Raw genomic sequence first — 25,937 nt, forward strand, 5'->3', positions numbered from 1 at the left:
GCCTCACCGGGCAAGCAGCGCGACGACCTCGTAGTGGCTCGTGTGCGGGAACATGTCGAGCACCCGCGCCCGGACCGGCCGCAGCGAGGGCATCAGCCCCAGGTCGCGAGCCAGCGACTCGGCGTTGCAGGACGAGTAGACGACGTGGTCGACGCCGGAGTCCTCGAGCCACCCGGCGAGGTCGGCGCCGATCCCGCGCCGGGGCGGGTTGACGACCACGAGGTCGGGAGCCGTCCGCGCGGCCAGCGCGTACGCCGTCGCGTCGGCGGCGACGAACCGCGCGGCCACGCCGAGGTCGGCCGCCGTGACGGTGGCCGCGTCGACGGCGTCGGCGGACACCTCGATGCCGAGCACGTCACGTCCGGGACGTGCGAGGTGCAGGGCGAAGCCGCCGACCCCGCAGTAGAGGTCCCACACGGACCCGACGTCCGGCAGCTCGTCGACCCAGGTGCGTGCCTGCGTGTAGAGCGCCTCGGCGACGAACGTGTTGGTCTGGAAGAACGACCTCGGCCCGAGCCGCAGCGTCACCCCGGTCGCCAGCCGCATCGGCAGTGCCGCGGCCTCGGTGAGGACGATCTCCCGGTCGCCCTCGAGCACCGCCTTGTGCTCGGGCTGGATGTTCATGGTCACGACCCGCAGTCCCGCCACGGCGTCCAGCAGCGCAGGCAGTCGCGAGCGGATCCGCGCCTCCAGCGCGGTCGACCGCACCACGAGACGGAGCATGAGCTCGGCGTCGGGCGACTCGGTCAGCAGGACGTGCTTGAGCTCGCCTGCTCGCGCCGCGACGTCGTACGGCGTCAGGCCGGCATGGCTGATCCAGGCGGCGACGTGCTCGAGCGCCGACCGCAGGCCGGGGGAGTGCAGGCCGCAGTCACGCAGGTCGATGCCGGCGAGGTCACGATCGAGGATGCCCAGCGTCGGGGCCTCCGCGCCCCCGCCGACGACCATCTTGGCCTTGTTGCGGAAGGCCGCTCCGGGGCCCGCGACGGTCGGCAGCCAGACCGGGGCGTCGACCAGGGACCGAGCGTGCGCCTCCTTGTCGGAGAGCTGCCGGGGACGCGGGACCTCGAGCAGGGTGCACGAGCGGCAGCGGAACGCGTCGTAGTGGTGGCAGCGGAGGTGGCCGTCAGTGGCGTCGAGGCTCGTCGCCGGCGCTCCTCGCACCTCACCCACCGATGTGGCGCCCCATCCACTCCTCGACGTCGGCCGACGTGCGGGGGAGCGAGGCGGAGAGGTTCCGGTTGCCGTCGGCGGTCACGAGGATGTCGTCCTCAATGCGGATGCCGATGCCCCGCAGCTCCTCGGGCACGAGCAGGTCGTCCTCCTGGAAGTAGAGGCCCGGCTCGACGGTCAGCACCATCCCCTCGGTGAGGTCGCCCTTGGGGTAGAGGTCGGCGGCTGCGCGACCGCAGTCGTGGACGTCCATGCCGAGCATGTGGGAGGTGCCGTGCAGGGTCCAGCGGGCGTAGACCTTCGACTCCGGGTCGAGGGCCTCCTCCGCCGACACCGGCAGCAGCTTCATGTCCTCCAGCCCGTGGGCGATGACCTTCATCGCCGCGTTGTGCGCGGCCAGGAACGGCGCGCCGGGGCGTACGGCTTCGATGCCGGCCTCCTGCGCGGCCTGGACCAGGTCGTAGAGCTCGCGCTGCAACGGGGTGAAGGTGCCGTCGACGGGCAGCGTGCGGGTGACGTCGGCGGTGTAGAGGTTGTGGCCCTCCACGCCCATGTCGAGGAGCACGAGCTTGCCGGGCTGGATCGAGCCGGTGTTGTCGATCCAGTGCAGCGTCGTCGCGTGGGAGCCGCCCGCGCAGATCGAGTCGTAGCCGATGTCGTTGCCCATCGCACGCGCACGGCGGAAGAAGGTGCCCTCGATCCAGCGCTCGCCGAACTCCAGCACGCGGTCCCAGTCGCGGACCGAGTCCTCGAAGCCCAGGGCGGTGATGTCGCAGGCCTCCTGCAGCTCACCGATCTCCCAGTCGTCCTTGACCAGCCGCAGCTCGTCGGCGACTCGGGCGAGGTCCTCGTCGGTCGTCACGTCACGCGTCTTGCGGTCGTCGTCCCACGACGGCAGGTCCTTGACGTGGCGGACCTCGACGCCGAGGGAGTCGGAGATCTCCTGCGCCGAGGGGCGGCGACCGGCCCACAGCTCGCCGTACTGCCGGTCGCGGAAGAACTCGTCGGTGTCACGCTCCGAGCGCGGGCGGGCGTAGAGGACGGACTCGCCGTCCTCGACGACCAGCACGGCGTCTGAGGTCTGGTTGCCGCTGAAGTAGGTGTGCGCGGTGTCGGGGCGGAAGCGGTAGTCGGTGTCGTTGGCCCGCACCTTGTAGGTCCCGGCGGGGAGCACGAGCCGGTCGTCGGGGAACGCCTCGGCGAGCTTCGCGCGGCGCGCGCCGGCGAGGTCGGCCACCGGGTGCCGGGGCACGTCGAGCGGACGCTCGCCCCAGCCCTCACGCATGAACGCGGCGTAGGCCGCGGGCACGGCCGGGTCGTGCGACTCGGTCCTCGGCTCGGTGCTCTGGGCGGTCTCGGCGGGGGTCTCGGCAGTCGGCTCGCTCACCCGGTCACTGTACGTCGGGCGCAGGCTCGCGCACGAGGTCGCACGAGGCAGGTGGCCCCCGCCCGTGGGGGTGCGCCGGAGCGTGACGGTCGTCGCTGCTCCGTTAGGGTCAGGGCATGCACCGAGGCCGTCGCGACAGTGTTGCCTTCACCGTCGTGGTGGGCATCCTGGTGCTGCTCGGCGCCCTCGCGATGGCCCTCGTGGTCGCCCTGTCCGGGGCGCCCGGATCGCTGGCCCTCGCCGCGCTGCTCGCCGCAGTCCCGGTCGGCCCTCTCGTGGGTTGCTTCATGTGGCTCGACCGCTACGAGCCGGAGCCGCGCAGCCTGCTCGTCGCCGGCCTGCTGTGGGGCGCCTTCGTCGCCACCGCCGCCGCCCTCGTCTTCCAGGGCATCGGCATGGCCGGTGGCGCCAGCGAGCGCGACAGCCTCGCCGTGGTGGCCCCGGTCACCGAGGAGGCCACCAAGGGTGCGTTCCTCCTGCTGCTGCTGTGGTGGCGCCGCCACGAGCTCGACGGCATCCTCGACGGCATCGTCTACGCCGGCATGGTCGGCATCGGCTTCGCCTACACCGAGAACATCCTCTACCTCGCCGCCGCCTACGACGGCACGGACGGCATCGGCCCGGGTGGCACCGAGGCGCTGACCGGCACCTTCGTCATCCGGTGCCTGATCAGTCCGTTCGCGCACCCCTTCTTCACGGTCTTCACGGGCATCGGGGTGGGCCTGGCGATCGCCTCGCGGCGCTGGTCGGTCCGGGTGCTGGCGCCGCTGGCGGGCTTCGCCATCGCCGCCTTCCTGCACGGACTCTGGAACTCCTCGACCCTCTCGGGCACCGGACACTTCTTCGCCGTCTACGCCACGCTGATGTTCCCAGCGTTCCTCGCGGTCGTCGCCTTCGCGGTCTACCGGCGCCGCTCCGAGCGGCCACTGCTGACCCACGCCCTGCAGGACGCCGCCGACCGCGGCCTGCTCCCGGCCACCGACATCCCCTGGCTGGTCGACCTCTCCGCCCGTCGCCAGGCCCGCCAGTGGGCGCGTCGACAGGGTGGCCCGGAGGGCGAGCGAGGCATGCGCACCTACCAGGCCGCCGCGATCGAGCTCGGCTTCCTGCACCACCGCTACCTCCGCGGCACCGCACCGAGCGACTTCTCCGCACGCGGCCAGGAGCACGTCGAGGAGCTGCGCCGGATCCGCCCCTACATCTCCTTCCCCGGACAGGTGGTACCCACCCGATGAGCGAGCACGAGGAAGAGCGACGGGTTCCCGACGCCACCAACGCCATGGTCACCGCCCTGGTGCGGCTGCGAGGCGCCCTGACCGAGGCGCGGCTGCCGCTCGAGCTGCCGGGCGCGGAGGAGCAGCGCGCCGCGCGGGCAGAGATCGTCGACCAGCTCGAGGACTACGTCATCCCGCGGCTGATGACCCTCGACGCACCGCTGCTCGCGGTCGTCGGCGGCTCGACCGGAGCCGGCAAGTCGACGCTGGTCAACTCCCTCGTCGGCACCCGGGTCACCCTGCCCGGTGTGCTCCGACCGACCACGCGCTCGCCGGTGCTGGTGCACCACCCCGACGACGCGAAGTGGTTCGGCCAGGACCGCCTGCTGCCCGAGCTCGAGCGCGTCGAGCGCCAGACCAACGACCCCGAGGCGCTCCAGCTCGTCTCCTCCACGGCGATGACGCCCGGCCTGGCCATCCTCGACGCGCCCGACATCGACTCGGTCGAGGAGCGCAACCGCGTGCTCGCCGCGCAGCTGTTGTCCGCGGCGGACCTGTGGCTGTTCGTGACCTCGGCCGCGCGCTACGCCGACCAGGTCCCGTGGGACTTCCTGCGCAAGGCGGCCGAGCGGTCGGCGGCCGTCGCGATCGTCCTCGACCGCACCCCGCCAGACGCCGTCACCACGATCTCCACCCACCTGGCGCGCATGCTCGCCAGCCGTGGGCTCAAGGACTCCCCGCTGTTCAGCGTCGAGGAGGGCGAGGTCTCCGAGATGGGGCTGCTGCCCTCGTCGTCGGTCATCGAGATCCGGCAGTGGCTGCAGGCGCTGGCCGACGACCAGGACGCACGCGCGTCCGTCGTCCAGCAGACCCTGGAGGGCGCGATCCGCACGCTGGGTCGGCGTACGCACTCCGTCGCCGACGCCGCCACCGAGCAGGTCGACGCCGTGCGCCGGCTGCGCGAGGACGCGGGCGAGGCCTACGACCGCGCGGTGCAGGCGGTCTCCGAGGCGTCCGCCGACGGCACCCTGCTGCGCGGGGAGGTGCTCGCGCGGTGGCAGGAGTTCGTCGGCACCGGCGAGCTGCTCAAGTCGCTGGAGACCCGGGTCGGCTGGATCCGCGACAAGGTCGTCAACGCCATCAAGGGCAAGCCCCAGCAGGCGGAGCGGGTGACGGTCGCGGTCGAGTCCGGCCTCGAGACCCTCATCCTCGAGCACGCCGAGGCCGCCGCCGAGCGCGCCGAGGCGTCCTGGCGGAGCACCGCCGCCGGGCAGATCCTGCTCAAGGACGCCGGCGAGGACCTCGGCCGCGCGTCGCGCGACTTCCGGCGCAAGGCCGAGAGGGCGGTGCGCGACTGGCAGGACGACGTGCTGGAGATGGTCCGCACCGAGGGCGCCGACAAGCGCTCCACCGCTCGCTTCCTCGCCTTCGGGGTCAACGGCCTCTCGGTCGCCCTGATGATCGTCGTGTTCGCCCACACCGCCGGCGTCACCGGCGCCGAGGCCGGCATCGCCGGCGGCTCGGCGATCCTGGGGCAGAAGCTGCTCGAGGCCGTGTTCGGCGACCAGGCCGTGCGGTCGCTGGCCGAGCGAGCGCGGCTGCGCCTGGAGACCCAGATGAGCGAGCTGCTCGACTCCGAGCGGCGCCGCTACACCGACGTCCTCGACAGCCTCCAGATCTCGCCCGAGGCGCCCGAGCGGATGCGCTCGGCGGCTCGCAAGGTCGACGACCTGCGCTACGCCGCGACCCACCCGACGGCCACCGGGCAGAGCACCGGGGAGGCGCAGGCGCCCCGGGTGTCGGACGACGGTGGCTCCGCCCCCTAGGGTTGGGGCATCCACAGCCACCCGGACCGTGAGGGAGAGATGACGTCGTTGCTCGAAGGGGCCAAGAAGCTGGTCACCCGGAGCTCTGACATCGGCGCCCGCGTCGAGGGACTCGAGCGCGCCGCGGCTGCGGCGCGCGGTCGCGTCGACGAGGCCGTGGTCGAGGACGCCACCACCGTCGCCGCCCGCGCGGCCAGCCGCCTGCGGCTCTCGGCCGACCACACGGTCGTCGCGCTGGGCGGAGCCACCGGGTCCGGCAAGTCCTCCACCTTCAACTCGCTCAGCGGGCTCGAGCTCGCCGCGGTCGGCGTACGCCGTCCCACCACGTCGTGGGCCACCGCGGTGGTGTGGGGCAAGGAGGGCGCCGAGGAGCTGCTCGAGTGGCTCGGCATCCCCGCCCGCCACCAGGTGACGCGCGACTCGATGCTGTCGAAGGCCGACGAGGACGTCGAGATGCGCGGTGTCGTGCTGCTCGACCTGCCCGACCACGACTCCACCGAGGTCTCCCACCACCTCGAGGTCGAGCGCCTGGTGCAGCTCGCCGACATGCTGGTCTGGGTCCTCGACCCGCAGAAGTACGCCGACGCCGCGATCCACGACCGCTTCCTCAAGCCGCTCGCCGGCCACAGCGACGTGATGCTCGTCGTCCTTAACCACATCGACACCGTCCCCGAGGACCGCCGCGTCGCCATGGTCGAGGACGTGCGCCGCCTCCTCGAGGCCGACGGCCTGGCCGGCGTGCCGGTGCTGCCGGTCAGCGCCCGGCAGGGCTGGGGGATCGACGAGCTGCGCGGCATGATCGCCCAGCGCGTCGCGGAGAAGAAGGTCACCCGCTCCCGGCTCGAGGCCGACGTCAAGTCGGCCGCCCAGCGCCTGGAGGACGCCGCAGGCAGCGGCAAGGCGCCGACGCTGTCGCCGGAGCGGGTCGCCGCGCTCGACGACGCGTTCGCCGAGGCGGCCGGTGTGCCGACGGTGGTGAAGGCGGTCGCCGACTCCACCCGGATCCGGGCCAACCGCGCCACCGGCTGGCCGGTCACGGCGTGGTTCTCCCGGCTCAAGCCCGACCCGCTCAAGCGGCTGCATCTCGACCTGGGCTCGTCCGGCAAGCAGCTGACCGGAGCGGCGCGCACGTCCGTGCCGAAGGCCACCGGTGTCCAGCGCGCCCGGATCGACACCGAGGTGCGTGCGCTCGCCGACCAGGTCAGCGAGCCGATGGCGCCGTCGTGGGCCAGCGCGGTCCGCTCCGCCTCCGTCTCCCGCCTGCCCGACCTGGGCGACCGGCTCGACCGGGCAGTCGCCACGACCGACCTCGGGGCCGAGAAGATCCCGGCGTGGGCCGGGCTCGTGCGGATCCTGCAGTACGTCCTCATCGTCTCGGCGATCATCGGTGCGGCCTGGCTCGCGGTGCTCGCCCTCGGCACCTACGCCCGCGTGCCCGAGCCGCCCACCCCGTCGGTCGGGGCTTTCCCGCTGCCGACGCTCCTGCTGGTCGGCGGGATCGTGCTGGGGCTGCTCCTCGCGCTCGTGTGCCGGTGGCTGGTCGCGTCGACGGCGAGGTCGCGGGCACGCGCTGCGGACAAGCGGCTGCGCAAGGCCATCTCGGAGGTGTCGGCGGAGATGGTCGTCGCGCCGATCCAGGCCGAGCTGGCGTCGTACTCCGAGGTCCGCGAGGGTCTCGCCGTCGCTCTGCGCTGACGCTCGACCGCCGATCGGCTCTCGGGCCACTGGGTGTCCACAGGGAGCCCGTCGGCGGGGTTCTCCACAGCGGGTCCGCGCCGTCCGTGGTGCCGGTCGGTCGACGGGTGGAGCCTGGGTGGCACCGCGGCGGACCCACCGCCGCCCCTCCCGAGGAGCACCCGCGATGTACGACACCCAGATCACCCTGACCGGCTGGATCGGCGGCGAGGTCACCCTGCGCGACGTCGGCGAGGGACGCCAGGTGGCGTCCTTCCGCGTCGCGTGCACTCCCACGCGCTTCCGCGACGGCGAGTGGATCAAGGGCACGACGTCCTGGCACACCGTGAAGGCGTGGGGCAGGCTGGCCCGGCACGCGGCGACGTCGCTCCACAGTGGCGACCCGGTCGTGGTCCACGGCCGGCTCGTCGCCGACGCCTGGGAGCGCGACGGCAAGCCCCAGACGTCGTTCGAGGTGGTCGCGAGCGCGGTGGGACACGACCTGTCGCAGGGCACCACGACGTTCGCGAGGCCGGCGCCGCTCGAGGCCCCCGGCGATGATCAGCCGGTCGCACAGCCGGTCGCACAGCCGACCGGGCAGGCTGGCGAGCAGGCGGCTGCCTGAGGCTCCCGGGCGATTGTCGGCGGGAGGCCCCCGCCCCCTAGGCTGGCCGACATGGCTGAGTACGTCTTCACACTGCGCAACGTGCGCAAGGCCCACGGTGACAAGGTCGTTCTCGACAACGTCACCCTCTCCTTCCTCCACGGCGCCAAGATCGGTGTCGTCGGACCCAACGGCGCGGGCAAGTCCACGCTCTTCAAGATCATGGCGGGCCTCGAGCACGCCAACAACGGCGACGCGATCAAGGACCCCGAGGCCACGGTCGGGATGCTCCAGCAGGAGCCGCCGCTGACCGAGGGCAAGACCGTCCTGGAGAACGTCGAGGAGGCGGTCGCCGACCTCAAGGGCAAGATGAAGCGCCTCGAGGACGCCTACATGGAGATGGGCGAGCCCGACGCCGACCAGGACGCCCTCATGCAGGAGACCGGCGACCTCCAGACCGAGCTCGACAACGCCAACGCGTGGGACCTCGACAGCCGTCTCGACCAGGCGATGGACGCGCTGCGCTGCCCGCCGCCGGACGTGCTGGTCGACAACCTCTCCGGTGGTGAGCGGCGCCGCGTCGCGCTGTGCAAGCTGCTGCTCGAGCAGCCCGACCTGCTGCTCCTCGACGAGCCCACCAACCACCTCGACGCCGAGTCGGTCCAGTGGCTCGAGGGCCACCTCAAGACCTACCCGGGCGCCGTCATGGCGATCACCCACGACCGCTACTTCCTCGACAACGTCGCCGAGTGGATCGCCGAGGTCGACCGCGGCCAGATCCACGGCTACGAGGGCAACTACTCGACCTACCTCGAGACCAAGCGCGACCGTCTGAAGGTCGAGGGGCAGAAGGACGCCAAGCGCGCCAAGATGCTCGAGAAGGAGCTGGAGTGGGTCCGCTCCAACGCGAAGGCCCGCCAGACCAAGAGCAGGTCGCGCCTCGCGCGCTACGAGGAGATGGCGGCCGAGGCCGACCGGATGCGCAAGATCGACACCTCCGAGATCAACATCCCCGCGGGGCCGCGTCTCGGCGACATCGTGCTGGAGGCCGACGACCTGGAGAAGGGCTTCGAGGGACGCACCCTCATGCACGACCTCTCCTTCAAGCTCCCGCGCGCCGGCATCGTCGGCGTGATCGGCCCCAACGGCGTCGGCAAGACCACCCTGTTCCGGATGATCACCGGGCAGGAGGAGCCCGACGCGGGTGACCTCAAGGTCGGCCAGACCGTGAAGATCTCCTACGTCGACCAGACCCGTGGCGGCATCGACCCCCAGAAGAACGTCTGGGAGGTCGTCTCCGACGGCCTCGACTTCATCAAGGTCGCCAACTTCGAGATGAACAGTCGCGCCTACGTCGCCTCCTTCGGCTTCAAGGGACCCGACCAGCAGAAGAAGGCCGGCGTGCTCTCCGGTGGTGAGCGCAACCGTCTCAACCTCGCCCTGACGCTCAAGATGGGCGGCAACATGCTGCTCCTCGACGAGCCCACCAACGACCTCGACGTCGAGACGCTGTCCTCGCTGGAGGACGCGCTGCTCGACTTCCCGGGCTGCGCCGTTGTCACCTCCCACGACCGGTGGTTCCTCGACCGCGTCGCGACCCACATCCTGGCCTGGGAGGGCGACGACGCCGACCCGGCCAAGTGGTTCTGGTTCGAGGGCAACTTCGCCGCCTACGAGGAGAACAAGATCGAGCGGCTCGGCATCGACGCCGCGCGGCCCCACCGGGTCACGCACCGCCGCCTGACGCGCGACTGACCTCGGGTCCTCAGCGTCGTACTGTGCACCCGAGTCTCCCGCTTGTCGGCCTAGATCTCGGGTGCAAACCGGGGGAGTCACCGGATATCCGGTGACTCCAGCCCGGCGGTGGGCGGCGGGCGCATGTCAGCCCTGCCGGATCTCCGCCTCCGGGTGGCGGGTCACGAGGTGGTCGGCGACCCGGTCGAAGACCCGGCCGACGGCGGCGAAGTCGGCGTCGGGCACGAGGTCGACGATGTTGCGACGCACGCTCTCGACGTGGCACGGCGCAGCCTTCACGAGCAGGTCGTAGCCGGCCTGCGTCATCGTCGCGACGACACCGCGACCGTCCTCGGGAGTGGTGCCGCGAGTGACGTAGCCCGCCTGCTCCATCCGGGCGACCGTGTGGGTCACCCGGCTGCGGGAGTGGGCCATCGCGTCGGCGAGCTGGGCCATCCGCATGGCGCGGTTGGGCCGCTCGGAGAGGCGGACCAGCACCTCGTACTCGGTGAGTGACATGCCGAACTCCCGGCGCAGGTCGTCGTCGAGGCGTTCCTCCAGCAGCGTCATGCCCATCATCAGGGCACGCCACGAGTGCTGTTGGCCGTCGTCGAGCCAGCGCGGCTCCCCCGTCGTGGTCATGCAGGCACCTTAGTGCGCCCGCGTCGCCCCGCGCGTGAGGTCGCGGCTCAGGAGATACGCTCCATGATCATGGCCATGCCCTGGCCGCCGCCGACGCACATGGTGATCAGGCCGGTGGTCTTGTCGTGGAAGTCGAGGCTGTTGAGCATGGTGTTCTGGAGTCGGGCGCCGGTCATGCCGAAGGGGTGTCCGACGGCGATGGCGCCGCCGTTGACGTTGAGGCGGTCGAGGTCGATGCCGAGGTCCTGGTAGGACGGGACGACCTGCGCGGCGAAGGCCTCGTTGATCTCGACGAGGTCGATGTCGCCGATGCTCATGCCGGCGTGCTTGAGGGCGTTCTTGGTGGCCTCGACGGGGCCGAGGCCCATGATCTCCGGCGAGAGGCCCGAGACGCCGGTGGACACGATGCGGGCGAGCGGGGTGAGGCCGAGCTCGGCGGCCTTGGTGTCGGACATGATGACGACGGCTGCGGCGCCGTCGTTGAGGGCGCAGCAGTTGCCGGCGGTGACCACGCCGTCGGGGCGGAAGACGGGGTCGAGGCCGGCGATGGCGTCGTACGTCACCCCGGCGCGGGGGCCGTCGTCCTTCGTCACGACCGTGCCGTCGGGGGTGGTGACGGGGGTGATCTCGCGGGCCCAGAAGCCGTCGGCGATGGCCTTCTCGGCGAGGTTCTGCGAGCGGACGGCGAACTCGTCGAGCTCCTGGCGGTCCAGGCCGCGCAGGCGGGCGACGTTCTCCGCGGTCTGGCCCATGGCGATGTAGATGTCGGGGAGCTGGCCGTCCTCGCGGGGGTCGTGCCAGTCCTGCCCGCCCTGGGCGTAGTCGTCGGTGCGGGCGCCGGCGTCGTCGAAGAGGGGGTTGCGGGTGCCGGGGATGTGGTCGGAGGTGCCCTTGGCGAAGCGGGACACGGTCTCGACGCCGGCGGAGACGAAGAGGTCGCCCTCGCCGGCCTTGATGGCGTGGAAGGCCATCCGGGTGGTCTGCACCGAGGAGGAGCAGTAGCGGGTGACGGTCGCGCCGGGGACCTCAAGGCCGAGGAGGGTGGTGACGACGCGGGCCATGTTGTTGCCGGACTCGCCGCCGGGCAGGCCGCAGCCGAGGAGCAGGTCCTCGATCGTGGTCGGGTCGAGGTCAGGGATCTTGTCGAGCGCGGCCTGCACGACCAGGGCGGTGAGGTCGTCGGGTCGGAAGTCCTTCAGCGAGCCCTTGTTGGCCCGGCCGATGGGGGAGCGGGCTGCGGAAACGATCACTGCCTCGGGCATGGAGAACTCCGGTTACTCGTCGGTTGCACTGGCTCTCGGCACCCTAGCCCGTCCTCGCGCGACGGCAGGCGACCGGTCGGAGGGGTCAGGCGCGGCCCGGCTCGCCGCCCAGCCCCGCCAGCAGCTGCTCCACGCTCTCGCCGACGAAGGCCCGCCTCCGCCGCGTCGGCAGCATGAGCGACGCGAGGAGCACACCGTCGAGAGCGGCGACGAGCGTCTCCGCGGAGGCACCACCGTCCTCGCCCGCGGCGCTCATCAGCTCGCGCACCGTCCCCAGCAGGTCCTCGCGCCACTGCGTGAAGCGCTCGGCCAGCGCGGTGTCGCGCGTGGCCGCCACCGTCAGCTCGAGACGGGCGGCGAGGAGGTCGGGCTGGTCCAGCCAGTGGGAGAACAACCTCGACACCTCGGCGACGGCGCGCTCGTGGTCTCCGGGACACGAGGCCAGTCGGCTGCCGAGTGCGCGCACGTCGTCGGCCAGACGATCGGCTACGAACGCCCCGAGGGCCCCGATCAGCGCGTCGCGGGTGCGGAAGTAGGCCGACGAGCTGCCCTCGGGAAGTCCGGCCTCCCGGTCCACCGCGCGGTGGGTGAGGCCCCGGTTCCCCTGCTGGGCGAGCACGGTCGTGGCGGCCGCGAGGATCTCGCGGCGACGCGGCGAGAGCTCGCCGCTCGCTGTGCTCACATCACCCTCCTCGCGCGCTGGTGGGAGCTCGTCCCCGGCTCGTGACGCACGACACTACCGGGCCGACTTGTACTACAGCCGTAGAAGAGTAGGCTTCTACATAAGTAGAAAGTCCAGCCTCTGGAAGGAACCGGAACCATGGAGCTCCTCTCTCCCGCCGCCGTCATCACGCTGCTGGCCATCGTCGCCGTCGCCGTCCTCGCCTCGCTCGTGCTCATCGCTGCGACGGTCCCCGCCGCGCTCCGAGAGACCCGTCGCGACCGCCAGGCCCGCCACGAGTCCATCCCGGCCTACTACGGTCGCCTGCACTTCGCCTGATCCACCCTGGCCGGACGCCGTCCCGCCGGGCGACTCTCCCGCCGCCCCGACCACGCGCGTCTGCGACGATCGGGGCGTGCGCCATCTCTACCGCTGCCCGCTGAGGTGGGCCGACCTCGACCTGCTCGGCCACGTCAACAACGTCACCTACGTCGACTACCTCCAGGAGGCGCGCGTCGACCTGTTCCGCACGCACGCCCCCCACAGCCGCAGCGAGGACCTGGCCGAGGGCGTGGTGGTGGTCCGGCACGAGGTCACCTACGTCTCGTCCCTCACCTTCGGCCCGGCGCCGGTCTCGATCGAGTGCTGGGTGACGGAGGTCCGCGCGGCGAGCTTCACGATGGCCTACGAGATCTTCGCCGAGGACGACGCCGGCGAGCGAACGGTCCACCTCGAGGCTCGCACCGTGCTGACGCCGTACGTCTTCGCCACCGAGCGCCCGCGCAGGCTGCACCCCGAGGAGAGGGACATGCTGGGCCGGCTCCTCGAGCCCGCGGAGCCGGTGCGCCCGACCGCCGCCCCGGAGCCGATCGACGTGCCGGGCGGCAGCTATCCCGTGCACGTGCGGTTCAGCGACGTCGACGTCTACGGCCACGTCAACAACGTGAAGTACTTCGAGTACTTCCAGGAGGCGCGCATCCATCTGATGGCCGCCCACGGCCGCGAGCTCGATGACGGCTACCACCTGGTCGTCGCCCAGACCGACGTCGACTACAAGCGCCCGATCCTGTTCCGCCCCGAGCCGTACGACTGCCGCACCTGGGTATCGCGCATCGGCAGCACGTCGGTCGTCTTCGAGTCCGTGGTGCGCGACGGTGACCAGGTCCTCGCCCGGGCCCGGGTGGTCGGGGTCTGCATGGACAACGAGACCGGTCGTCCGACCCCGGTGCCGGACCGGTTCCGCGGGCTGGTCACGGCCTGACCCGACGTCGCCGGCACCGTCGCCGCCCGCTGGTCACTCCAGGGTGTTCACCATGAACTGCGCGGCGTGGGTGACGTAGTCCCAGAACCGCTCGTCCTGGTCCGCGGGCAGGCCGGCCGCGTCGAGGCCCGCGCGGAAGTGCACGAGCCACCGCTCCGCGGCGGCGGGGGTGACCTCGAACGGCGCGTGCCGCATCCGCAGGCGAGGGTGACCCCGGTTGTCGGAGTACGTCGTCGGACCACCCCAGTACTGCATCAGGAAGAGCGTGAACCGCTCCTCGGCCGGGCCGAGGTCCTCCTCGGGATACATCGGGCGCAGCAGCTCGTCGTCGGCCACACCCTCGTAGAAGCGGTGCACGATCGTGCGGATCGTCGACTCGCCGCCGATCTCGTCGTAGAAGGTGGTGGTCACGCCGCCATTGTTCAGGACGGGTCCTCGCCGACCTCGGTCGACTCCGTCTCGGCCCGGCGCGGCCCGCGGGCGGGCGGCTGGTCGTCCGCGGCGGCCGGGGGGAGGACGCCGTCGGGGTCCTCGGCGGTGTCGCCGTCCTCGCGCGTCCAGGACACGCGCTGGGCAGCCGGCATCTCGAAGCCCTCGAGGTCGAAGCGTGCCTTGATCCGCTGGCGCATCTCCCGCGCGACGGCCCACTGCTCGAGCGGGGCCGTCTTCATCGCGACCCGGACCACGACCGACTCCGGACCGAGGTCCTGGATGCCCCAGACCGAGGGCTCCTCGATCACCCGCCCCCTGAAGTCCTCGTCGGTCCACAGGTCGCGGCCGATCTCGGCCAGCACCTGCTGGACCCGCACCAGGTCGTCGCCGTAGCCGACCCTGACGTCGAGCACGGTGCGCGCCCAGTTCTGGCTCATGTTGCCGACCCGCAGGATCTCGCCGTTGCGGACGTACCAGACGGTGCCGTTGACGTCGCGCAGGCGCGTGACCCGCAGGCTGACGGCCTCGACGGTCCCGGAGGCCTCGCCGAGGTCGACCTCGTCGCCGACGCCGTACTGGTCCTCGAAGATCATGAAGATCCCGGAGAGGAAGTCCTTCACCAGCGCCTGGGAGCCGAAGCCGAGCGCGACGCCGATGATGCCCGCGCTCGCGATCAGGGGAGCGATGTCGTAGCCGAGCTCGGAGATGAACATCAGCGCGATGACGGTGAAGACGACGCCGGAGACGATGCTCTTGAGCAACGACCCCATGGTGCTGGCCCGCTGAACCCGGCGCGAGTAGCCCGGGTCCTCGGTGAGGTTGAGCGCGGCCCCCACCTTGCCTCCGGCGATGGCCCGGCTCAGCCGGTTGGGGAGCACGCCGATCTCGGCGCGCTTGACGATCCGGTCGATGATCCGGTGGAGCAGCCACCGGACGAGGAAGCCGATGAGGAGCAGCCCCACGAGGGCGCTCGGCTTGCCGACGATCCAGTCGCTCACGTCGGCCAGCCCCTCGTTGCCCGTCCGGTCCAGCACCCACGTGCAGAGCCACTTCTCGGGGGTGCAGGTGGCGAGGAGGCTGTGTGGAGTGGTCCCGCTCCCGGAGACCTCGGTCACGTTCATGATCGCGGTGGTGAGGGGGTGAGGCATGCCCGCCAGTATGCAGATAGCCTGGTACTCGTGAGCACGCCCGTCAGCCGCCCCCGCTCGTCCCGCCGAGGCCTCCACGGCCTCGTCCTGACCGGTGCTCCCGTGCTGGCCCTGCTGGCCGCACCGGCCCACGCCGACGTGCCCGAGGGCTGGGGAGGCCAGTACGACCACTCGCACCTCGACGCCCTCCACACCCTGGGCGTCCTCGTCGGTGGCCCGCTGCTGCTGTTCGTGCTCATCGCGCTCGCGGTCTACCTCCCGGCGATGGTCCGAGGCGAGAAGCTGCTGCCCGACCACTCCGGTGACGCCCACGCGCAGGCCCAGTGGATCGGTGGCCCGCGGCAGGGCGTCGCCGAGCTCCCGGCCCCCGACGGCGAGGACTCCCGGGCGGGTGGCGCAAGTGGCCGCTGGTGAGCCGCTGACCGAGTCCGACCGGCTGGCGCTCGACCGGGCGATCCGCGTCGCCGAGGAGACCTGCCGCTTCGAGTTCTCCGTCTACGTCGGCCCCGCAGAGGGTGACGACACCCGGGCCTGGGCCACGCGCCTGCACAACCGCCTGGTCGCGCCGTCGCGGAGCCTGCTGGTCCTCGTCGACCCGAGCCGCCGGGTGATCGAGGTCGTCACGGGCGGTGACGTACGCCGTCGGCTCAGTGACGCCGAGGTCGAGCTGGCCGTGCTGGCCATGTCGTCGGAGTTCGCCGCCGGCAACCTGCTGGTCGGGCTCCAGCGAGGCATCGCGATGCTCGCCGAGCACGCCCGCCCGCAGAACACCCTCCACGCCTGAGTCGAGCGAAGAGCCCCTCTCCGCGATCGCTCGCGGGGAGGGGCTCCTCACACCTCGACCAGCAGATGTCAGCCGGCGTCGCAGGCCTGCGCGGCCAGGGCTCGGGCGATGTCGGCACGGGCCTCGCCGATGTAGCGCTGTGCCTGCTTGGGCGCGTTGTTGTCGGCGAGCCACTCATCGAGGCGCGCCAGCGTCTCGGCCGAGCCCAGCGACTTCGGGAAGCCGTACTCGAGCACCACGGACGCCTTGTGGAAGCCCAGCACGTCGACCAGGGTCTCGGACGCGGTGAGGAACTTCTCCAGGTAGGGCGCGACGACGTCCTCCTGCCCGTAGCGGAAGGTGGAGAACGCGATCTCGCGAGCGGTCTCGTTGGGCGTCGACGGGTCGAGGACGGCGTTCCAGGCCGCTTCCTTGGCCTCCGCGGTGGGCTGCGAGGCCCGGGCGGCGGCGGCCTGCTCCTTGCCGGAGATGGTCTGGTCGACCTCGAGCTCGGCGTCGATCTCGGCGTCGCCGAATCGCCCGGCCCGGGCGAGCGCGTTGATCAGCGTCCAGCGCATGTCCTGGTCGACCGCGAGCCCCTCGACGGCGAACGACCCGTCGAGGAGGCCGATCAGCTCGCCGAGCGCCTCGTCGCTGCGGGCGGCGCCGGCGTAGGAGCGGGCGAAGGTGAGCTGGTGGTCGCTGCCGGGCGCAGCGGCCACGAGCAGCTCGCGCAGCCCCGACTCCCACGTCTCCCGCAGCTCGGCGCGGTGGGCGGGGTCGGAGTAGGCGGCGACGGCCATCGCCGTCGACGCGGGGATCCGGGTCACCGCCCAGGCGTCGGTCTCCGCGCCGATGTTGGCCAGCACCAGGTCGACCCAGTCGCGGGTGCGCATCTCGGCATCGCGGGTCATGTCCCACGCCGCGCCCCAGACCAGGGCTCGCGGCAGGGAGTCGTCGAACGTGGAGAGCGACGAGATCGCCGTCGCGAGCGACCGCTCGTCGAGGCGGATCTTGGCGTAGGCGTGGTCCTCGTCGTTGAGCAGCAGCAGTGCGGGCTGTGCGACGCCGGCGAGCTCGGGGACCTCGGTGGTCGCGCCCTCGACGTCGATCTCGACGTAGTCGCGCCGGACCAGCCGGGCCTCGCCGTTCTCGTCCTGCACCGCGTCGTACAGGCCGATGCCGAGACGGTGCCGGCGCAGGGTGGGCCAGTCCGGGTGGGCGGTCTGCTCGACGGCGAAGGTCGTGTAGCGGCCCTCGCTGTCGAGCTCGAAGGCCGGGGCGAGGGTGTTGACGCCCGCGGTCTGCAACCACTCACGCGCCCAGCCCTGGAGCTCGCGTCCGGAGGACTTCTCGAGCGTGGCGAGCAGGTCCTTGAACTCCGGGTTCCCGTACTCCCACTCCCGGAAGTAGGCGCGCAGGCCCTCGAGGAACGGGTCGATGCCCACCCACGCGACGAGCTGCTTGAGCACCGAGGCGCCCTTGGCGTAGGTGATCATGTCGAAGTTGACCTCGACCGCGTGCAGGTCGACGTTGTCGGCCGCGATCGGGTGGGTCGAGGGCAGCTGGTCGGCGCGGTAGCCGGTCTGCTTGCGGGCGTTGGCGAAGCCGGTCCAGGCGTCGTCGAACTCGGTCGCGTTGGCCTCGCACCAGTAGCAGGCCCACTCGGCGAACGACTCGTTGAGCCAGAGGTCGTCCCACCACTTCATGGTCACCAGGTCGCCGAACCACATGTGCGCCATCTCGTGCGTGATGACCGAGGCGCGGAACTCGAAGAACGAGCGCGGCTGGCGGCTGCGGGGGAGGTACTCGTCGCGCAGCGTCACGCAGCCGGCGTTCTCCATGGCACCCGCGTTGTACTCCGGGACGTAGAGCTGGTCGTACTTCCCGAACGGGTAGGGGTAGTCGAACTGCTCCTCGAAGAACTCGAAGCTCTGCTTGGTCAGCTTCACCAGCTCGGCGGTGTCCATGTGGTCCTTGAGCGACTGACGGCAGTAGTGACCCAGGGGGATCGTGCCGAACTTGCCCTCGTAGGTGTCGAACTCGCCGTGGTACTCGCCGGCGACGATGGCGGTGATGTAGGTCGACATCCTCTTGGTGGTCGGGAAGTTCCAGACCGCGACGCCGTCGCTGACGGGCGTGGGCTCCGGGGTGGCGGCGTTGGAGACGACCAGCCAGTGGGCGGGAGCGGTCACGTTGAAGGTGAAGACGGCCTTCAGGTCGGGCTGCTCGAAGGTGGTGAAGACGCGGCGGGCGTCGGGAACCTCGAACTGGCTGTAGAGGTAGACCCGGTCGTCGGCGGGGTCGACGAAGCGGTGCAGGCCCTCGCCGGTGTTGGAGTAGGCGCAGTCGGCGGTGACGACGAGCGTGTTGGCGGCCTCGAGGCCGTCGAGCGCGATCCGGCTGTCGGCGTACGCCGTCGCCGGGTCGAGGCTGCGGCCGTTGAGGGTGATCTCGCGGACGCCCGGCGCGACCAGGTCGGCGAAGGTGCTCGCCCCCGGCTCGCGGCAGGTGAACTCGAGCGTGGTCGTGGAGGCGAAGGTCGACTCGTCGGCGTTGGTGGCGCTCGTGAGGTCGAGGTCGACGACGTACGACGTGACGTCCAGCAGGGTGGCGCGGGCAGCGGCCTCGTCGCGGGTGAGGTTGGTTCCAGGCATGCTGCGCATCCTGCCACCGCGACGTGAGGCGGCCCACAACGGCCAGGAATAGATCGGGGTCGGTGCGTGATTGAGGTGGACATGGCTACCGCTGACCTCTGGTTCGACCCGCTCTGCCCGTTCGCCTGGATCACCTCGCGCTGGATCCGCGAGGTCGAGCAGGTCCGCGACATCGACGTGAAGTGGCACGTGATGTCCCTGGCGTACCTCAACAAGGACAAGGACATCCCGCAGGAGTACCGCGACATGCTCGCGGGCAAGGAGAAGCCGGTCCGGGTCGCCATCAAGATCGCGCAGGAGCACGACAACACCGCACTCGGCGACTGGTACACCGCGATCGGCACCCGCCACCACAACAACGGCGAGGAGCTCACGAAGGAGGCCGCCGCGGCAGCGCTGGCCGACGCGGGCCTGCCGGCCGAGCTGGTGGAGGCCTGGGACGACGAGTCGCTCGACGAGGCGGTGGCGCGGAGCCACCACGAGGGCATGGACCCCGTCGGCGACGACGTCGGCACGCCCACCATCCACATCGAGGGCTCGGCGTTCTTCGGTCCCGTGCTGTCCAAGATCCCGCGCGGCGAGGAGGCCGGCGAGCTCTGGGACGGCGCAGTGGCGCTCGCGAGGTTCCCCTACTTCTACGAGCTCAAGCGCACGCGCACGGGCGACCTCGACTTCTCCTGAAGCCGGACCGCGAGCCCGGGGAAACCGGGTGGCGCGCGCTCACTAGGATCGCCCCATGACTCGTGTCCTGTCTGCCGTCGCCTGGCCGTACACCAACGGCCCGCGCCACATCGGCCACGTGGCCGGTTTCGGCGTGCCCTCCGACGTGTTCAGCCGGTTCATGCGGATGGCGGGCCACGACGTGCTGATGGTCAGCGGCACCGACGAGCACGGCACCCCGATCCTGGTCCTCGCCGACAACGAGGGCGTCCCGGCACGCGAGCTCGTCGACACGTACAACCAGGTGATCGTCGACGACCTCTGCGGCCTGGGCCTGTCCTACGACCTCTTCACCCGCACCACCACGGGCAACCACTACTCGGTCGTGCAGGAGATGTTCGAGACCTGTCGCCGCAACGGCTACATGGTCGAGGAGACCACGAAGACCGCGATCAGCCCGTCGACCGGCCGCACCCTGCCCGACCGCTACATCGAGGGCACCTGCCCGATCTGCGGCTACACCGAGGCCCGCGGCGACCAGTGCGACAACTGCGGCAACCAGCTCGACGCCACCGAGCTGAAGGACCCGCGCTCGAAGATCAACGGGGAGACGCCCCAGTTCATCGACACCCAGCACTACTTCCTCGACCTGCCGGCGCTGGCCGACGCGCTGGGGGAGTGGCTCGACCAGCGCGAGGCGACCGGCCTCTGGCGGCCCAACGTCATCAAGTTCAGCCAGAACATCCTCAAGGAGATCCGCCCGCGCGCGATGACCCGCGACATCGACTGGGGCATCCCGGTGCCGGGCTGGGAGGACCAGCCGACCAAGCGGCTCTACGTCTGGTTCGACGCGGTCATCGGCTACCTGTCGGCCTCCATCGAGTGGGCGCGGCGCTCGGGTGAGCCGGAGCGGTGGCGCGACTGGTGGAACGACGCCTCGGCGGAGTCCTACTACTTCATGGGCAAGGACAACATCGTCTTCCACTCCCAGATCTGGCCCGCCGAGCTGCTGGCCCACAACGGCGCGGGGGCGCGCGGCGGGGAGCCGGGGGCCTTCGGCACGCTCAACCTGCCCACCGAGGTGGTCTCCAGCGAGTTCCTCACCTTCGGTGACTCGCAGTTCTCCACCAGCCGCGGCAACGTCATCTACGTCGGTGACTTCCTCGCCCGCTACGGACCGGACGCGCTGCGCTACTACATCTGCGCGGCCGGCCCCGAGACCTCGGACGCGGCCTTCACCTGGGCCGACTTCGTGACCCGCAACAACTCCGAGCTCGTCGCCGGATGGGGCAACCTGGTCAACCGGACGGCCACGATGATCGCCAAGAGCTTCGGCGAGATCCCCGCCGCCGGCCCCTTCGAGGAGGTCGACGAGCAGGTGCTCGCCGCGGTCCGCGAGGGCTTCGCGGGCGTCGGCGCGCTCATCGAGAAGCACCGGCTCCGGGCGGCGGTCGCCGAGGCGATGCGCGTGGTCGGCGAGGTGAACAAGTACCTCACGGTCACCGAGCCCTACAAGATGAAGGACGAGTCGCAGCGCGAGCGCCTCGGCACCGTCCTGCACGTGGCGGCGCAGTGCGTGAGCGACTGCAACACCCTTCTCGCACCCTTCCTGCCGCACGCCGCGAACCAGGTGCACACCGTGATCGGCGGTGAGGGCGAGCTCATGCCGATGCCGCGCATCGAGCAGGTCGACGAGCTCGAGCCCGACAACGGCGCAGGCCACACGGCGTACTCGATCATCACCGGCGACTACTCCGCGACGCCGACGTGGGAGTCGCGACCGGTCGTCGTGGGCGCGAAGGTCGCCAAGCCGACGCCGGTCTTCACCAAGCTCGACCCGTCCGTCATCGAGGAGGAGCTCGCGCGATGACGGAGATGTACCTGCCCCACTTCGTGGTGAAGCAGAAGCTGACCATGATGATCAACCGCTACGAGGTCTCCGAGTCCGACGAGGCCGGCACGCCGACGCGGTTGATGGCGCTCGCCGAGCAGAAGCGGCTGGCCTTCAAGGAGCAGGTCACGTTCTTCTCCGACGCCGGCAAGTCGCGACCGGTCTTCGGCTTCAAGGCCCGGCAGCGGCTCGACCTCAACGCCGGCTACGACATCACCGACGAGTCCGGCGCCCAGATCGGATTCTTCCGCAAGGACTTCGGTGCGTCGCTGCTGCGCTCCACCTTCCACATCGAGGGTCCCGGCTACGCCGGCACCGGGCGCGAGCGCAACCAGGTCGTCGCCCTGGTGCGTCGCTTCACCGAGCTGCCCTTCCTGCCGATCCACTTCGACTTCCTCGACGACGCCGGTCAGACGCTCTTCTCCGTCGAGCGGGCGATGTCGATCGGCGACCGCTACCGCGTGTCGGTGCCGGACCAGCGGGTCGACTTCCGCGTCGCGGCGTCCGTGGCGGTCGCGCTCGACGCCCTGATGTCGCGGTGAGCACCCGGTGATGTACCCCGAGGTGCGTGCTGCCGTCGCGGCCGACACCGGCCCCGACCTCAGCGCGCCCGGGTTCGACATCGCGGCGCACCGCGAGGAGGTGCGACTGGCCAACCTCGCCCTGCCGCGCGAGGGCGTCGCCTCGGTCGAGGACGTCGATGCCGACGGCGTGCGCTGCCGGCTCTACACCCCCGACGACCCGCGACCCGGTCTCGTCCTGCACGCGCACGGCGGCGGCTTCGTGCTCAACGACATCGACGTGCACGACGCGGTGTGCCGGCGCTTCGCCAACCGCGTGCGCCGCCGGGTGCTGAGCGTGGACTACCGCCGGCCGCCCGAGGACCGGTTCCCCGCCGCCCCCGACGACCTCGACACCGTCGTCGGCTGGCTGCGGCGCGAGGGTGGTCGACCAGACCTCACCGGCCCGTACGCCGCCCACGGCGACTCGGCCGGCGGCAACCTCGCGCTCGTCGCCGCGCTGCGCAACCCGGGGTTCTTCGACGTGGTCGCGCTCGTCTACCCCTTCCTCGACCCGCGCGGCAGCTTCCCCTCGTGGCAGCAGGGCGCCGGCTCGGGCTTCGACCCGTCCGAGGGGACCTGGTACTGGGAGCAGTACGCCCGGACCGAGGCCGACTACGACGACCCCGATCTCGCACCGCTGCTCTCCGAGCGGCTGCACACGCTGCCGCCCACGTTCGTGGCCACGGCCGAGGACGACCCGCTGAGGGACGAGGGCGAGGAGCTCGCCCGCCGGATCGCCGAGGCCGGCGTGGAGACAGTCGGCATCCGCTGCCTGGGCCAGACGCACGGCTTCTGGCGACACGCGGCCTTCACGGCGTCCGAGCCGCTGGTCCGCTCGGTCTCGGGCTACCTCGACCAGCACCTCGGCTGAGTCTCCCACGGCTCTGGGAGACTGCTCCCATGCGCGTTCACCTGGGCTCCGACCACGCCGGCCTCGAGCTGAAGGACCACCTGCTCACCTGGTTGATCGACCACGGCTACGAGGCGGTCGACCACGGACCGTTCGTCTACGACGCCGCCGACGACTACCCCGTCTTCTGCCTGCGCGCCGGGGAGGGTGTCATCAGTGACCGCGCGGCCGGCCTCGACAGCCTGGGCGTCGTCATCGGCGGCTCCGGCAACGGCGAGCAGATGGCGGCCAACAAGGTCACCGGCGTTCGCTGCGCACTCGTCTGGTCCGAGGAGACCGCGGTCCTGGCCCGCGAGCACAACGACGCCAACGTGGTCTCGGTCGGGGGCCGGATGCACTCGGTCGAGGACATGGCCCGCTTCGTCGAGGTCTTCCTCGCCACCCCGTTCTCCGGCGACGAGCGCCATGTCCGCCGCATCTCCCAGCTCACCGACTACGACGAGACCAAGGAGCTCCCGGCGCTGCCGGAGTCTGCTCTGCGCGGGCCGGATGCCTGAGGGCCACACCCTCCGCAAGCTCGCCGACGACCTCAGCGCGGCCTTCGCCGGACGCCGGGTCCGGGTCTCCTCCCCGCAGGGTCGGTTCGCAGCCGACGCCGAGCAGGTCGACGGTTCCCGGTTCGTGGGCGCCGACTCCGCCGGCAAGCACCTCTTCGTCGAGCTCGAGGACCAGCGTTTCATCCACGTCCACCTCGGACTCATCGGCCGGTTCGACGTCCACACGGGCCTCGGGGAGGGCACCGCAGGCGTGCCCGACCCGGTCGGCGCCGTGCGGCTCCGCCTGGTGAGCGTCGCGCCTGACGGCCCGCGCGGCACGTCGTACGCCGACCTGCGCGGCGCGATCGTGTGCGACCTCATCGGCCCCGAGCGTCGTGCGAGCGTGTTGGCGAGGCTCGGCCCCGACCCGCTGCGGGCCGACGCCGACCCGGACCTCGCCTGGCGCCGCATCTCGCGGAGCCAGCGTCCGATCGGCGACCTCCTGATGGACCAGGCGGTGCTCGCGGGTGTCGGCAACGTCTATCGCGCCGAGGTCCTGTTCCGGCACCGCGTCCACCCCCTGCGCTCGGGCGAGACCCTGCGCGTGGGCCAGTGGCGTGCGATGTGGGCCGACCTCGTCGGCCTGATGGCCGAGGGGGTGCGCACCGGGCGCATCGACACCGTGCGGCCCGAGCACACTCCCGAGGCGATGGGCCGGGCGCCGCGCGAGGACGACCACGGGGGAGAGGTCTACGTCTACCGCCGGACCTCCCTGCCGTGCCTGGTCTGCGGCTCGATCATCAAGACCGGGGAGCTCGTCGGACGCAACGTGTTCTGGTGCCCCCGATGTCAGCCGAAGTTCCGTTCCCGGGCCGTACAGTCTCCTCCCAGGAACACTGGGACGTCGCGAGGAGCTCGGCCATGAGTTCTCCCCCCGACCACACGCCAGCTGCCGACGTGGGCCACTGGCTCGAGAGGTCCGCCGCCCGGCTGGTCCCGCGGGGCTCGCGGATGGTGACCGCCCTCGTCCTCGTGACGCTCCTGATCGGTGTGGCGATCTGGTTCCTGCCGGCCTGGGCTCCGCTGGTCACCCTGCTCGTGCCGCTCATCTTCTCCAGCCTGGTGCTCGGCCCGCGACAGCTGCCCTGGTTCGTGGTGTACGTCCTCGTGGTCCTGACCGTGGTCACGCTCCGCCAGGACGCGAGCTCACGGGTCCTGGTGGCCTTCGGCGTCATGGTCACCCTCGGTCTGATGGTGCTCGTCTCGTCGCGCCGACGCTCGCGCCTCGGCGTCGCCGGCGTGCAGGGCGAGATGATGTTCGTCGACCTGCGCGACCGGATCCTGCGCCAGGGCGGGATCCCGCACCTTCCCGACCAGTGGTACGCCGCGGCGGAGCTGCGCTCGGCCGGTGGCACGCCGTTCGCCGGCGACTTCGTGGTCGCCTCCGAGGTCGACGGACGGCTCGAGATGGTCGTCGTCGACGTGTCCGGCAAGGGACAGGCCGCCGGCACCCGCGCGCTGCTGCTCTCAGGTGCGATCGGCGGTCTGCTGAGCGCGCTCCCTCCCCGGGAGTTCCTCGCCGCCGCCAACACCTTCCTGCTGCGCCAGGACTGGGACGAGGGCTTCGCCACCGCGATCCACCTCTCGCTCGACCTCGCCACCGGCCACTACGACCTCCGCAGCGCCGGACACCCGCCCGCCGCGCTGCGCCACGCCGGCTCGGGTCGCTGGGAGGTGCTCGAGACCGAGGGCCCCGTCCTGGGCCTCATCGACGACGTGACCTACGAGGCGGTCTCGGGCGAGATGCGCCCCGGCGACGCCCTGCTGCTCTACACCGACGGCATGGTCGAGACCCGCACGCGCGACATCAGCCTCGGGATCGACCGGATGCTCGGCCAGGCCGAGCGCCTGCTCCGCGGTCAGTTCGAGGGCGGCGCCAAGCGGCTCGTGGAGGCCCTGGGGTCGCGCAACGACGACCGTGCCCTGCTCCTGGTGCACCGGCGCTGAGCCGCGTGTGGCACCATGACTCCCGCACCGGCGTCGACGACGCCGCCGTGCAGCGCGGATGTAGCTCAATGGTAGAGCCCCAGTCTTCCAAACTGGCTACGCGGGTTCGATTCCCGTCATCCGCTCCAGGCAGGCCCCCGGAGGCACGACGGGACCCGCTTGACGGGGCGTAGCGTAGTGGCTAGCGCGCCTGCTTTGGGAGCAGGAGACCGCAGGTTCGAGTCCTGTCGCCCCGACATGGACCTCCGCGCCAGCCTGCTCGTGCGGTCCGTGCGCGCGCTGCTGCTGGCCGCCGTCGTCGTGGCCGCCGGGACGTTCGCGCACGTGTCGGCCGCGGGGGCGATGCCGGGCTGGGCGAGCATGCTCACGCTGTACGCCGTCGTCGCCGGGGCCTGCGCCGTCGTGCTCGGCGGCGAGGCCTCGGCGCTGCGCCTGGTCACCCTCACCGTCGGCGGCCAGGTGGTCGTCCACGGGGTGCTGTCCGGGCTGGGCGGCCACGCGGCCGGGGCAGCGATGGCGCACGGGCCCCACGGCGAGATGGTGCACCCGGGTGGCGGGCCCTCGCCCGCCTGGCTCACGCACGGGATCGACGACATGGTGGCCCATCCCGTCATGGCCGCGACGCACATCGGTGCGGCCGCGGCCGTCGCCCTGTGGCTCGCTGTGGGGGAGCGCGCGCTCTGGACGCTCGTCCGCCTCGCTCGGTGCTCAGCCCGTAGCCTGCTCGCCCGCGCCGCGGTGGCCGTCGGCCTGCACCCCGTCGTGCTGCTCGCCGGGCGGCGCGCGGTCGGCGTACGCCGGGTGGCGCTCGATCCCCTCCCGCTCCTTCCGGTCTGGTCCCGCGGCCCCGCCCGACGTGGCCCGCCCGTGGCGCTCCTGCCTCACTGAGCCCGTCCGCCGACCGCACACGGCCGGACCCCTCGGGTGAGCGCTGTCCTGCACCGCCCCGGTTGACGTCGACGTGAGCCCGGGGCGTGTCACACGTCTCTTTG

At 71.5% G+C, this 25,937-nt stretch carries 25 protein-coding genes and 2 tRNA genes; 19 read left to right on the plus strand and 8 right to left on the minus strand.

From position 1 onward, the window contains the following. Window positions 1-3: 3 nt before the first annotated feature. Complete coding sequence (locus IEZ25_RS00375; RefSeq protein ID WP_318151960.1) at window positions 4-1,173, minus strand: methyltransferase domain-containing protein; 1,170 nt, start codon at window positions 1,171-1,173, stop codon at window positions 4-6. Next, window positions 1,166-2,560, minus strand: a complete 1,395-nt coding sequence (locus tag IEZ25_RS00380) for an aminopeptidase P family protein (RefSeq protein ID WP_318151961.1) — start codon at window positions 2,558-2,560, stop codon at window positions 1,166-1,168. Before IEZ25_RS00380 ends, IEZ25_RS00375 begins: the two co-directional genes overlap by 8 nt. Before the next feature lie 116 nt (window positions 2,561-2,676). Here IEZ25_RS00380 and IEZ25_RS00385 point away from each other — a divergent pair, with 116 nt between their 5' ends. The 5 genes from IEZ25_RS00385 to ettA all read left to right on the plus strand — a co-directional run bounded on the left by IEZ25_RS00385 (window position 2,677) and on the right by ettA (window position 9,633). Beyond that, a complete protein-coding gene (locus IEZ25_RS00385) occupies window positions 2,677-3,795 on the plus strand; it encodes a PrsW family intramembrane metalloprotease (protein ID WP_191197432.1) in 1,119 nt (372 codons plus the stop codon). Then, a complete protein-coding gene (locus IEZ25_RS00390) occupies window positions 3,792-5,600 on the plus strand; it encodes a dynamin family protein (RefSeq protein WP_224748250.1) in 1,809 nt (602 codons plus the stop codon). Before IEZ25_RS00385 ends, IEZ25_RS00390 begins: the two co-directional genes overlap by 4 nt. 39 nt (window positions 5,601-5,639) lie before the next feature. Beyond that, window positions 5,640-7,295 carry a YfjP family GTPase gene (locus tag IEZ25_RS00395; protein ID WP_191197433.1) on the plus strand — a complete coding sequence of 552 codons (1,656 nt, stop codon included), beginning with the start codon at window positions 5,640-5,642 and terminating at the stop codon, window positions 7,293-7,295. A gap of 166 nt (window positions 7,296-7,461) precedes the next feature. Beyond that, the gene (locus IEZ25_RS00400) at window positions 7,462-7,899 is read left to right on the plus strand and encodes a single-stranded DNA-binding protein (protein ID WP_191197434.1); all 438 of its coding nucleotides are present in this window, start codon (window positions 7,462-7,464) and stop codon (window positions 7,897-7,899) included. Between the two features lie 51 nt (window positions 7,900-7,950). After that, a complete protein-coding gene (ettA, locus tag IEZ25_RS00405) occupies window positions 7,951-9,633 on the plus strand; it encodes an energy-dependent translational throttle protein EttA (RefSeq protein ID WP_191197435.1) in 1,683 nt (560 codons plus the stop codon). 126 nt (window positions 9,634-9,759) lie between these two features. On the opposite strand, the gene IEZ25_RS00410 is transcribed toward ettA, so the two are convergent. From IEZ25_RS00410 to IEZ25_RS22040, 3 genes are all read right to left on the minus strand, one after another. Continuing rightward, window positions 9,760-10,254, minus strand: a complete 495-nt coding sequence (locus IEZ25_RS00410; protein WP_191197436.1) for a MarR family winged helix-turn-helix transcriptional regulator — start codon at window positions 10,252-10,254, stop codon at window positions 9,760-9,762. Between the two features lie 47 nt (window positions 10,255-10,301). After that, window positions 10,302-11,516, minus strand: a complete 1,215-nt coding sequence (locus tag IEZ25_RS00415) for an acetyl-CoA C-acetyltransferase (RefSeq protein ID WP_191197437.1) — start codon at window positions 11,514-11,516, stop codon at window positions 10,302-10,304. Between the two features lie 85 nt (window positions 11,517-11,601). Beyond that, window positions 11,602-12,198, minus strand: coding sequence for a TetR/AcrR family transcriptional regulator (locus IEZ25_RS22040; RefSeq protein ID WP_191197438.1), 597 nt, complete (start codon window positions 12,196-12,198; stop codon window positions 11,602-11,604). Between the two features lie 138 nt (window positions 12,199-12,336). Between IEZ25_RS22040 and IEZ25_RS00425 the strand changes: the two genes are divergently transcribed. After that, the gene (locus tag IEZ25_RS00425; protein ID WP_191197439.1) at window positions 12,337-12,516 is read left to right on the plus strand and encodes a hypothetical protein; all 180 of its coding nucleotides are present in this window, start codon (window positions 12,337-12,339) and stop codon (window positions 12,514-12,516) included. A 76-nt stretch (window positions 12,517-12,592) separates the two neighbouring features. Beyond that, window positions 12,593-13,438 carry an acyl-CoA thioesterase gene (locus IEZ25_RS00430; protein ID WP_191197440.1) on the plus strand — a complete coding sequence of 282 codons (846 nt, stop codon included), beginning with the start codon at window positions 12,593-12,595 and terminating at the stop codon, window positions 13,436-13,438. A 33-nt stretch (window positions 13,439-13,471) separates the two neighbouring features. Here the strand turns inward: IEZ25_RS00430 and IEZ25_RS00435 are convergent, their stop codons facing one another. Together IEZ25_RS00435 and IEZ25_RS00440 are read right to left on the minus strand one after the other, a co-directional pair. Further along, the gene (locus IEZ25_RS00435; RefSeq protein WP_191197441.1) at window positions 13,472-13,849 is read right to left on the minus strand and encodes a globin; all 378 of its coding nucleotides are present in this window, start codon (window positions 13,847-13,849) and stop codon (window positions 13,472-13,474) included. Between the two features lie 11 nt (window positions 13,850-13,860). After that, window positions 13,861-15,018 (minus strand): mechanosensitive ion channel family protein, encoded by a 1,158-nt coding sequence (locus IEZ25_RS00440; protein WP_224748251.1) that lies wholly within the window; start codon window positions 15,016-15,018, stop codon window positions 13,861-13,863. A gap of 30 nt (window positions 15,019-15,048) precedes the next feature. Here IEZ25_RS00440 and IEZ25_RS00445 point away from each other — a divergent pair, with 30 nt between their 5' ends. Continuing rightward, window positions 15,049-15,432: a hypothetical protein gene (locus IEZ25_RS00445; protein ID WP_191197442.1), complete on the plus strand. Its 384-nt coding sequence runs from the start codon at window positions 15,049-15,051 to the stop codon at window positions 15,430-15,432. Further along, a complete protein-coding gene (locus tag IEZ25_RS00450; RefSeq protein WP_191197443.1) occupies window positions 15,419-15,802 on the plus strand; it encodes a DUF5130 family protein in 384 nt (127 codons plus the stop codon). The genes IEZ25_RS00445 and IEZ25_RS00450 overlap by 14 nt, the downstream gene beginning before the upstream one ends. A gap of 68 nt (window positions 15,803-15,870) precedes the next feature. Here IEZ25_RS00450 and pepN read toward each other — a convergent pair whose 3' ends face one another. Then, a complete protein-coding gene (gene pepN, locus IEZ25_RS00455; RefSeq protein WP_191197444.1) occupies window positions 15,871-18,438 on the minus strand; it encodes an aminopeptidase N in 2,568 nt (855 codons plus the stop codon). Between the two features lie 81 nt (window positions 18,439-18,519). Here pepN and IEZ25_RS00460 point away from each other — a divergent pair, with 81 nt between their 5' ends. The 10 genes from IEZ25_RS00460 (at window position 18,520) to IEZ25_RS00505 (ending at window position 25,833) form a co-directional block, all read left to right on the plus strand. Next, window positions 18,520-19,119 carry a DsbA family protein gene (locus tag IEZ25_RS00460; RefSeq protein ID WP_191197445.1) on the plus strand — a complete coding sequence of 200 codons (600 nt, stop codon included), beginning with the start codon at window positions 18,520-18,522 and terminating at the stop codon, window positions 19,117-19,119. Window positions 19,120-19,174: 55 nt separating this feature from the next. Next, window positions 19,175-20,968 (plus strand): methionine--tRNA ligase, encoded by a 1,794-nt coding sequence (gene metG, locus IEZ25_RS00465; protein WP_191197446.1) that lies wholly within the window; start codon window positions 19,175-19,177, stop codon window positions 20,966-20,968. Then, window positions 20,965-21,531, plus strand: a complete 567-nt coding sequence (locus tag IEZ25_RS00470) for an LURP-one-related/scramblase family protein (RefSeq protein WP_191197447.1) — start codon at window positions 20,965-20,967, stop codon at window positions 21,529-21,531. The genes metG and IEZ25_RS00470 overlap by 4 nt, the downstream gene beginning before the upstream one ends. A 10-nt stretch (window positions 21,532-21,541) precedes the next feature. Continuing rightward, window positions 21,542-22,423 (plus strand): alpha/beta hydrolase, encoded by an 882-nt coding sequence (locus tag IEZ25_RS00475; RefSeq protein WP_191197448.1) that lies wholly within the window; start codon window positions 21,542-21,544, stop codon window positions 22,421-22,423. 29 nt (window positions 22,424-22,452) lie between these two features. Continuing rightward, on the plus strand, window positions 22,453-22,959 hold the full coding sequence (locus tag IEZ25_RS00480) for a ribose-5-phosphate isomerase (protein ID WP_191197449.1): 507 nt from the start codon (window positions 22,453-22,455) through the stop codon (window positions 22,957-22,959). After that, window positions 22,952-23,863 (plus strand): Fpg/Nei family DNA glycosylase, encoded by a 912-nt coding sequence (locus IEZ25_RS00485; protein ID WP_191197450.1) that lies wholly within the window; start codon window positions 22,952-22,954, stop codon window positions 23,861-23,863. The genes IEZ25_RS00480 and IEZ25_RS00485 overlap by 8 nt, the downstream gene beginning before the upstream one ends. Continuing rightward, window positions 23,860-24,945 carry a PP2C family protein-serine/threonine phosphatase gene (locus IEZ25_RS00490; RefSeq protein WP_191197451.1) on the plus strand — a complete coding sequence of 362 codons (1,086 nt, stop codon included), beginning with the start codon at window positions 23,860-23,862 and terminating at the stop codon, window positions 24,943-24,945. Before IEZ25_RS00485 ends, IEZ25_RS00490 begins: the two co-directional genes overlap by 4 nt. A gap of 54 nt (window positions 24,946-24,999) precedes the next feature. Further along, window positions 25,000-25,073 (plus strand) — tRNA-Gly (locus tag IEZ25_RS00495). 35 nt (window positions 25,074-25,108) lie between these two features. Further along, window positions 25,109-25,181, plus strand: a tRNA-Pro gene (locus IEZ25_RS00500). A 1-nt stretch (window position 25,182) separates the two neighbouring features. Next, window positions 25,183-25,833, plus strand: coding sequence for a hypothetical protein (locus IEZ25_RS00505; protein ID WP_191197452.1), 651 nt, complete (start codon window positions 25,183-25,185; stop codon window positions 25,831-25,833). Window positions 25,834-25,937: the final 104 nt, after the last annotated feature.

Source organism: Nocardioides hwasunensis (genome assembly GCF_014779665.1).
GTDB lineage: Bacteria > Actinomycetota > Actinomycetes > Propionibacteriales > Nocardioidaceae > Nocardioides > Nocardioides hwasunensis.

What these genes read in the sequence shown, in the direction of transcription:
- IEZ25_RS00385 (WP_191197432.1), top strand. Translation starts at nt 2,677, where the DNA reads ATGCACCGAGGCCGTCGCGACAGTGTTGCCTTCACCGTCGTGGTGGGC.
- IEZ25_RS00390 (WP_224748250.1), top strand. Translation starts at nt 3,792, where the DNA reads ATGAGCGAGCACGAGGAAGAGCGACGGGTTCCCGACGCCACCAACGCC.
- IEZ25_RS00395 (WP_191197433.1), top strand. Translation starts at nt 5,640, where the DNA reads ATGACGTCGTTGCTCGAAGGGGCCAAGAAGCTGGTCACCCGGAGCTCT.
- IEZ25_RS00400 (WP_191197434.1), top strand. Translation starts at nt 7,462, where the DNA reads ATGTACGACACCCAGATCACCCTGACCGGCTGGATCGGCGGCGAGGTC.
- ettA (WP_191197435.1), top strand. Translation starts at nt 7,951, where the DNA reads ATGGCTGAGTACGTCTTCACACTGCGCAACGTGCGCAAGGCCCACGGT.
- IEZ25_RS00410 (WP_191197436.1), bottom strand. Translation starts at nt 10,254, where the DNA reads ATGACCACGACGGGGGAGCCGCGCTGGCTCGACGACGGCCAACAGCAC.
- IEZ25_RS00415 (WP_191197437.1), bottom strand. Translation starts at nt 11,516, where the DNA reads ATGCCCGAGGCAGTGATCGTTTCCGCAGCCCGCTCCCCCATCGGCCGG.
- IEZ25_RS00425 (WP_191197439.1), top strand. Translation starts at nt 12,337, where the DNA reads ATGGAGCTCCTCTCTCCCGCCGCCGTCATCACGCTGCTGGCCATCGTC.
- IEZ25_RS00440 (WP_224748251.1), bottom strand. Translation starts at nt 15,018, where the DNA reads ATGCCTCACCCCCTCACCACCGCGATCATGAACGTGACCGAGGTCTCC.
- pepN (WP_191197444.1), bottom strand. Translation starts at nt 18,438, where the DNA reads ATGCCTGGAACCAACCTCACCCGCGACGAGGCCGCTGCCCGCGCCACC.
- IEZ25_RS00460 (WP_191197445.1), top strand. Translation starts at nt 18,520, where the DNA reads ATGGCTACCGCTGACCTCTGGTTCGACCCGCTCTGCCCGTTCGCCTGG.
- metG (WP_191197446.1), top strand. Translation starts at nt 19,175, where the DNA reads ATGACTCGTGTCCTGTCTGCCGTCGCCTGGCCGTACACCAACGGCCCG.
- IEZ25_RS00470 (WP_191197447.1), top strand. Translation starts at nt 20,965, where the DNA reads ATGACGGAGATGTACCTGCCCCACTTCGTGGTGAAGCAGAAGCTGACC.
- IEZ25_RS00475 (WP_191197448.1), top strand. Translation starts at nt 21,542, where the DNA reads ATGTACCCCGAGGTGCGTGCTGCCGTCGCGGCCGACACCGGCCCCGAC.
- IEZ25_RS00480 (WP_191197449.1), top strand. Translation starts at nt 22,453, where the DNA reads ATGCGCGTTCACCTGGGCTCCGACCACGCCGGCCTCGAGCTGAAGGAC.
- IEZ25_RS00485 (WP_191197450.1), top strand. Translation starts at nt 22,952, where the DNA reads ATGCCTGAGGGCCACACCCTCCGCAAGCTCGCCGACGACCTCAGCGCG.
- IEZ25_RS00490 (WP_191197451.1), top strand. Translation starts at nt 23,860, where the DNA reads ATGAGTTCTCCCCCCGACCACACGCCAGCTGCCGACGTGGGCCACTGG.
- IEZ25_RS00505 (WP_191197452.1), top strand. Translation starts at nt 25,183, where the DNA reads ATGGACCTCCGCGCCAGCCTGCTCGTGCGGTCCGTGCGCGCGCTGCTG.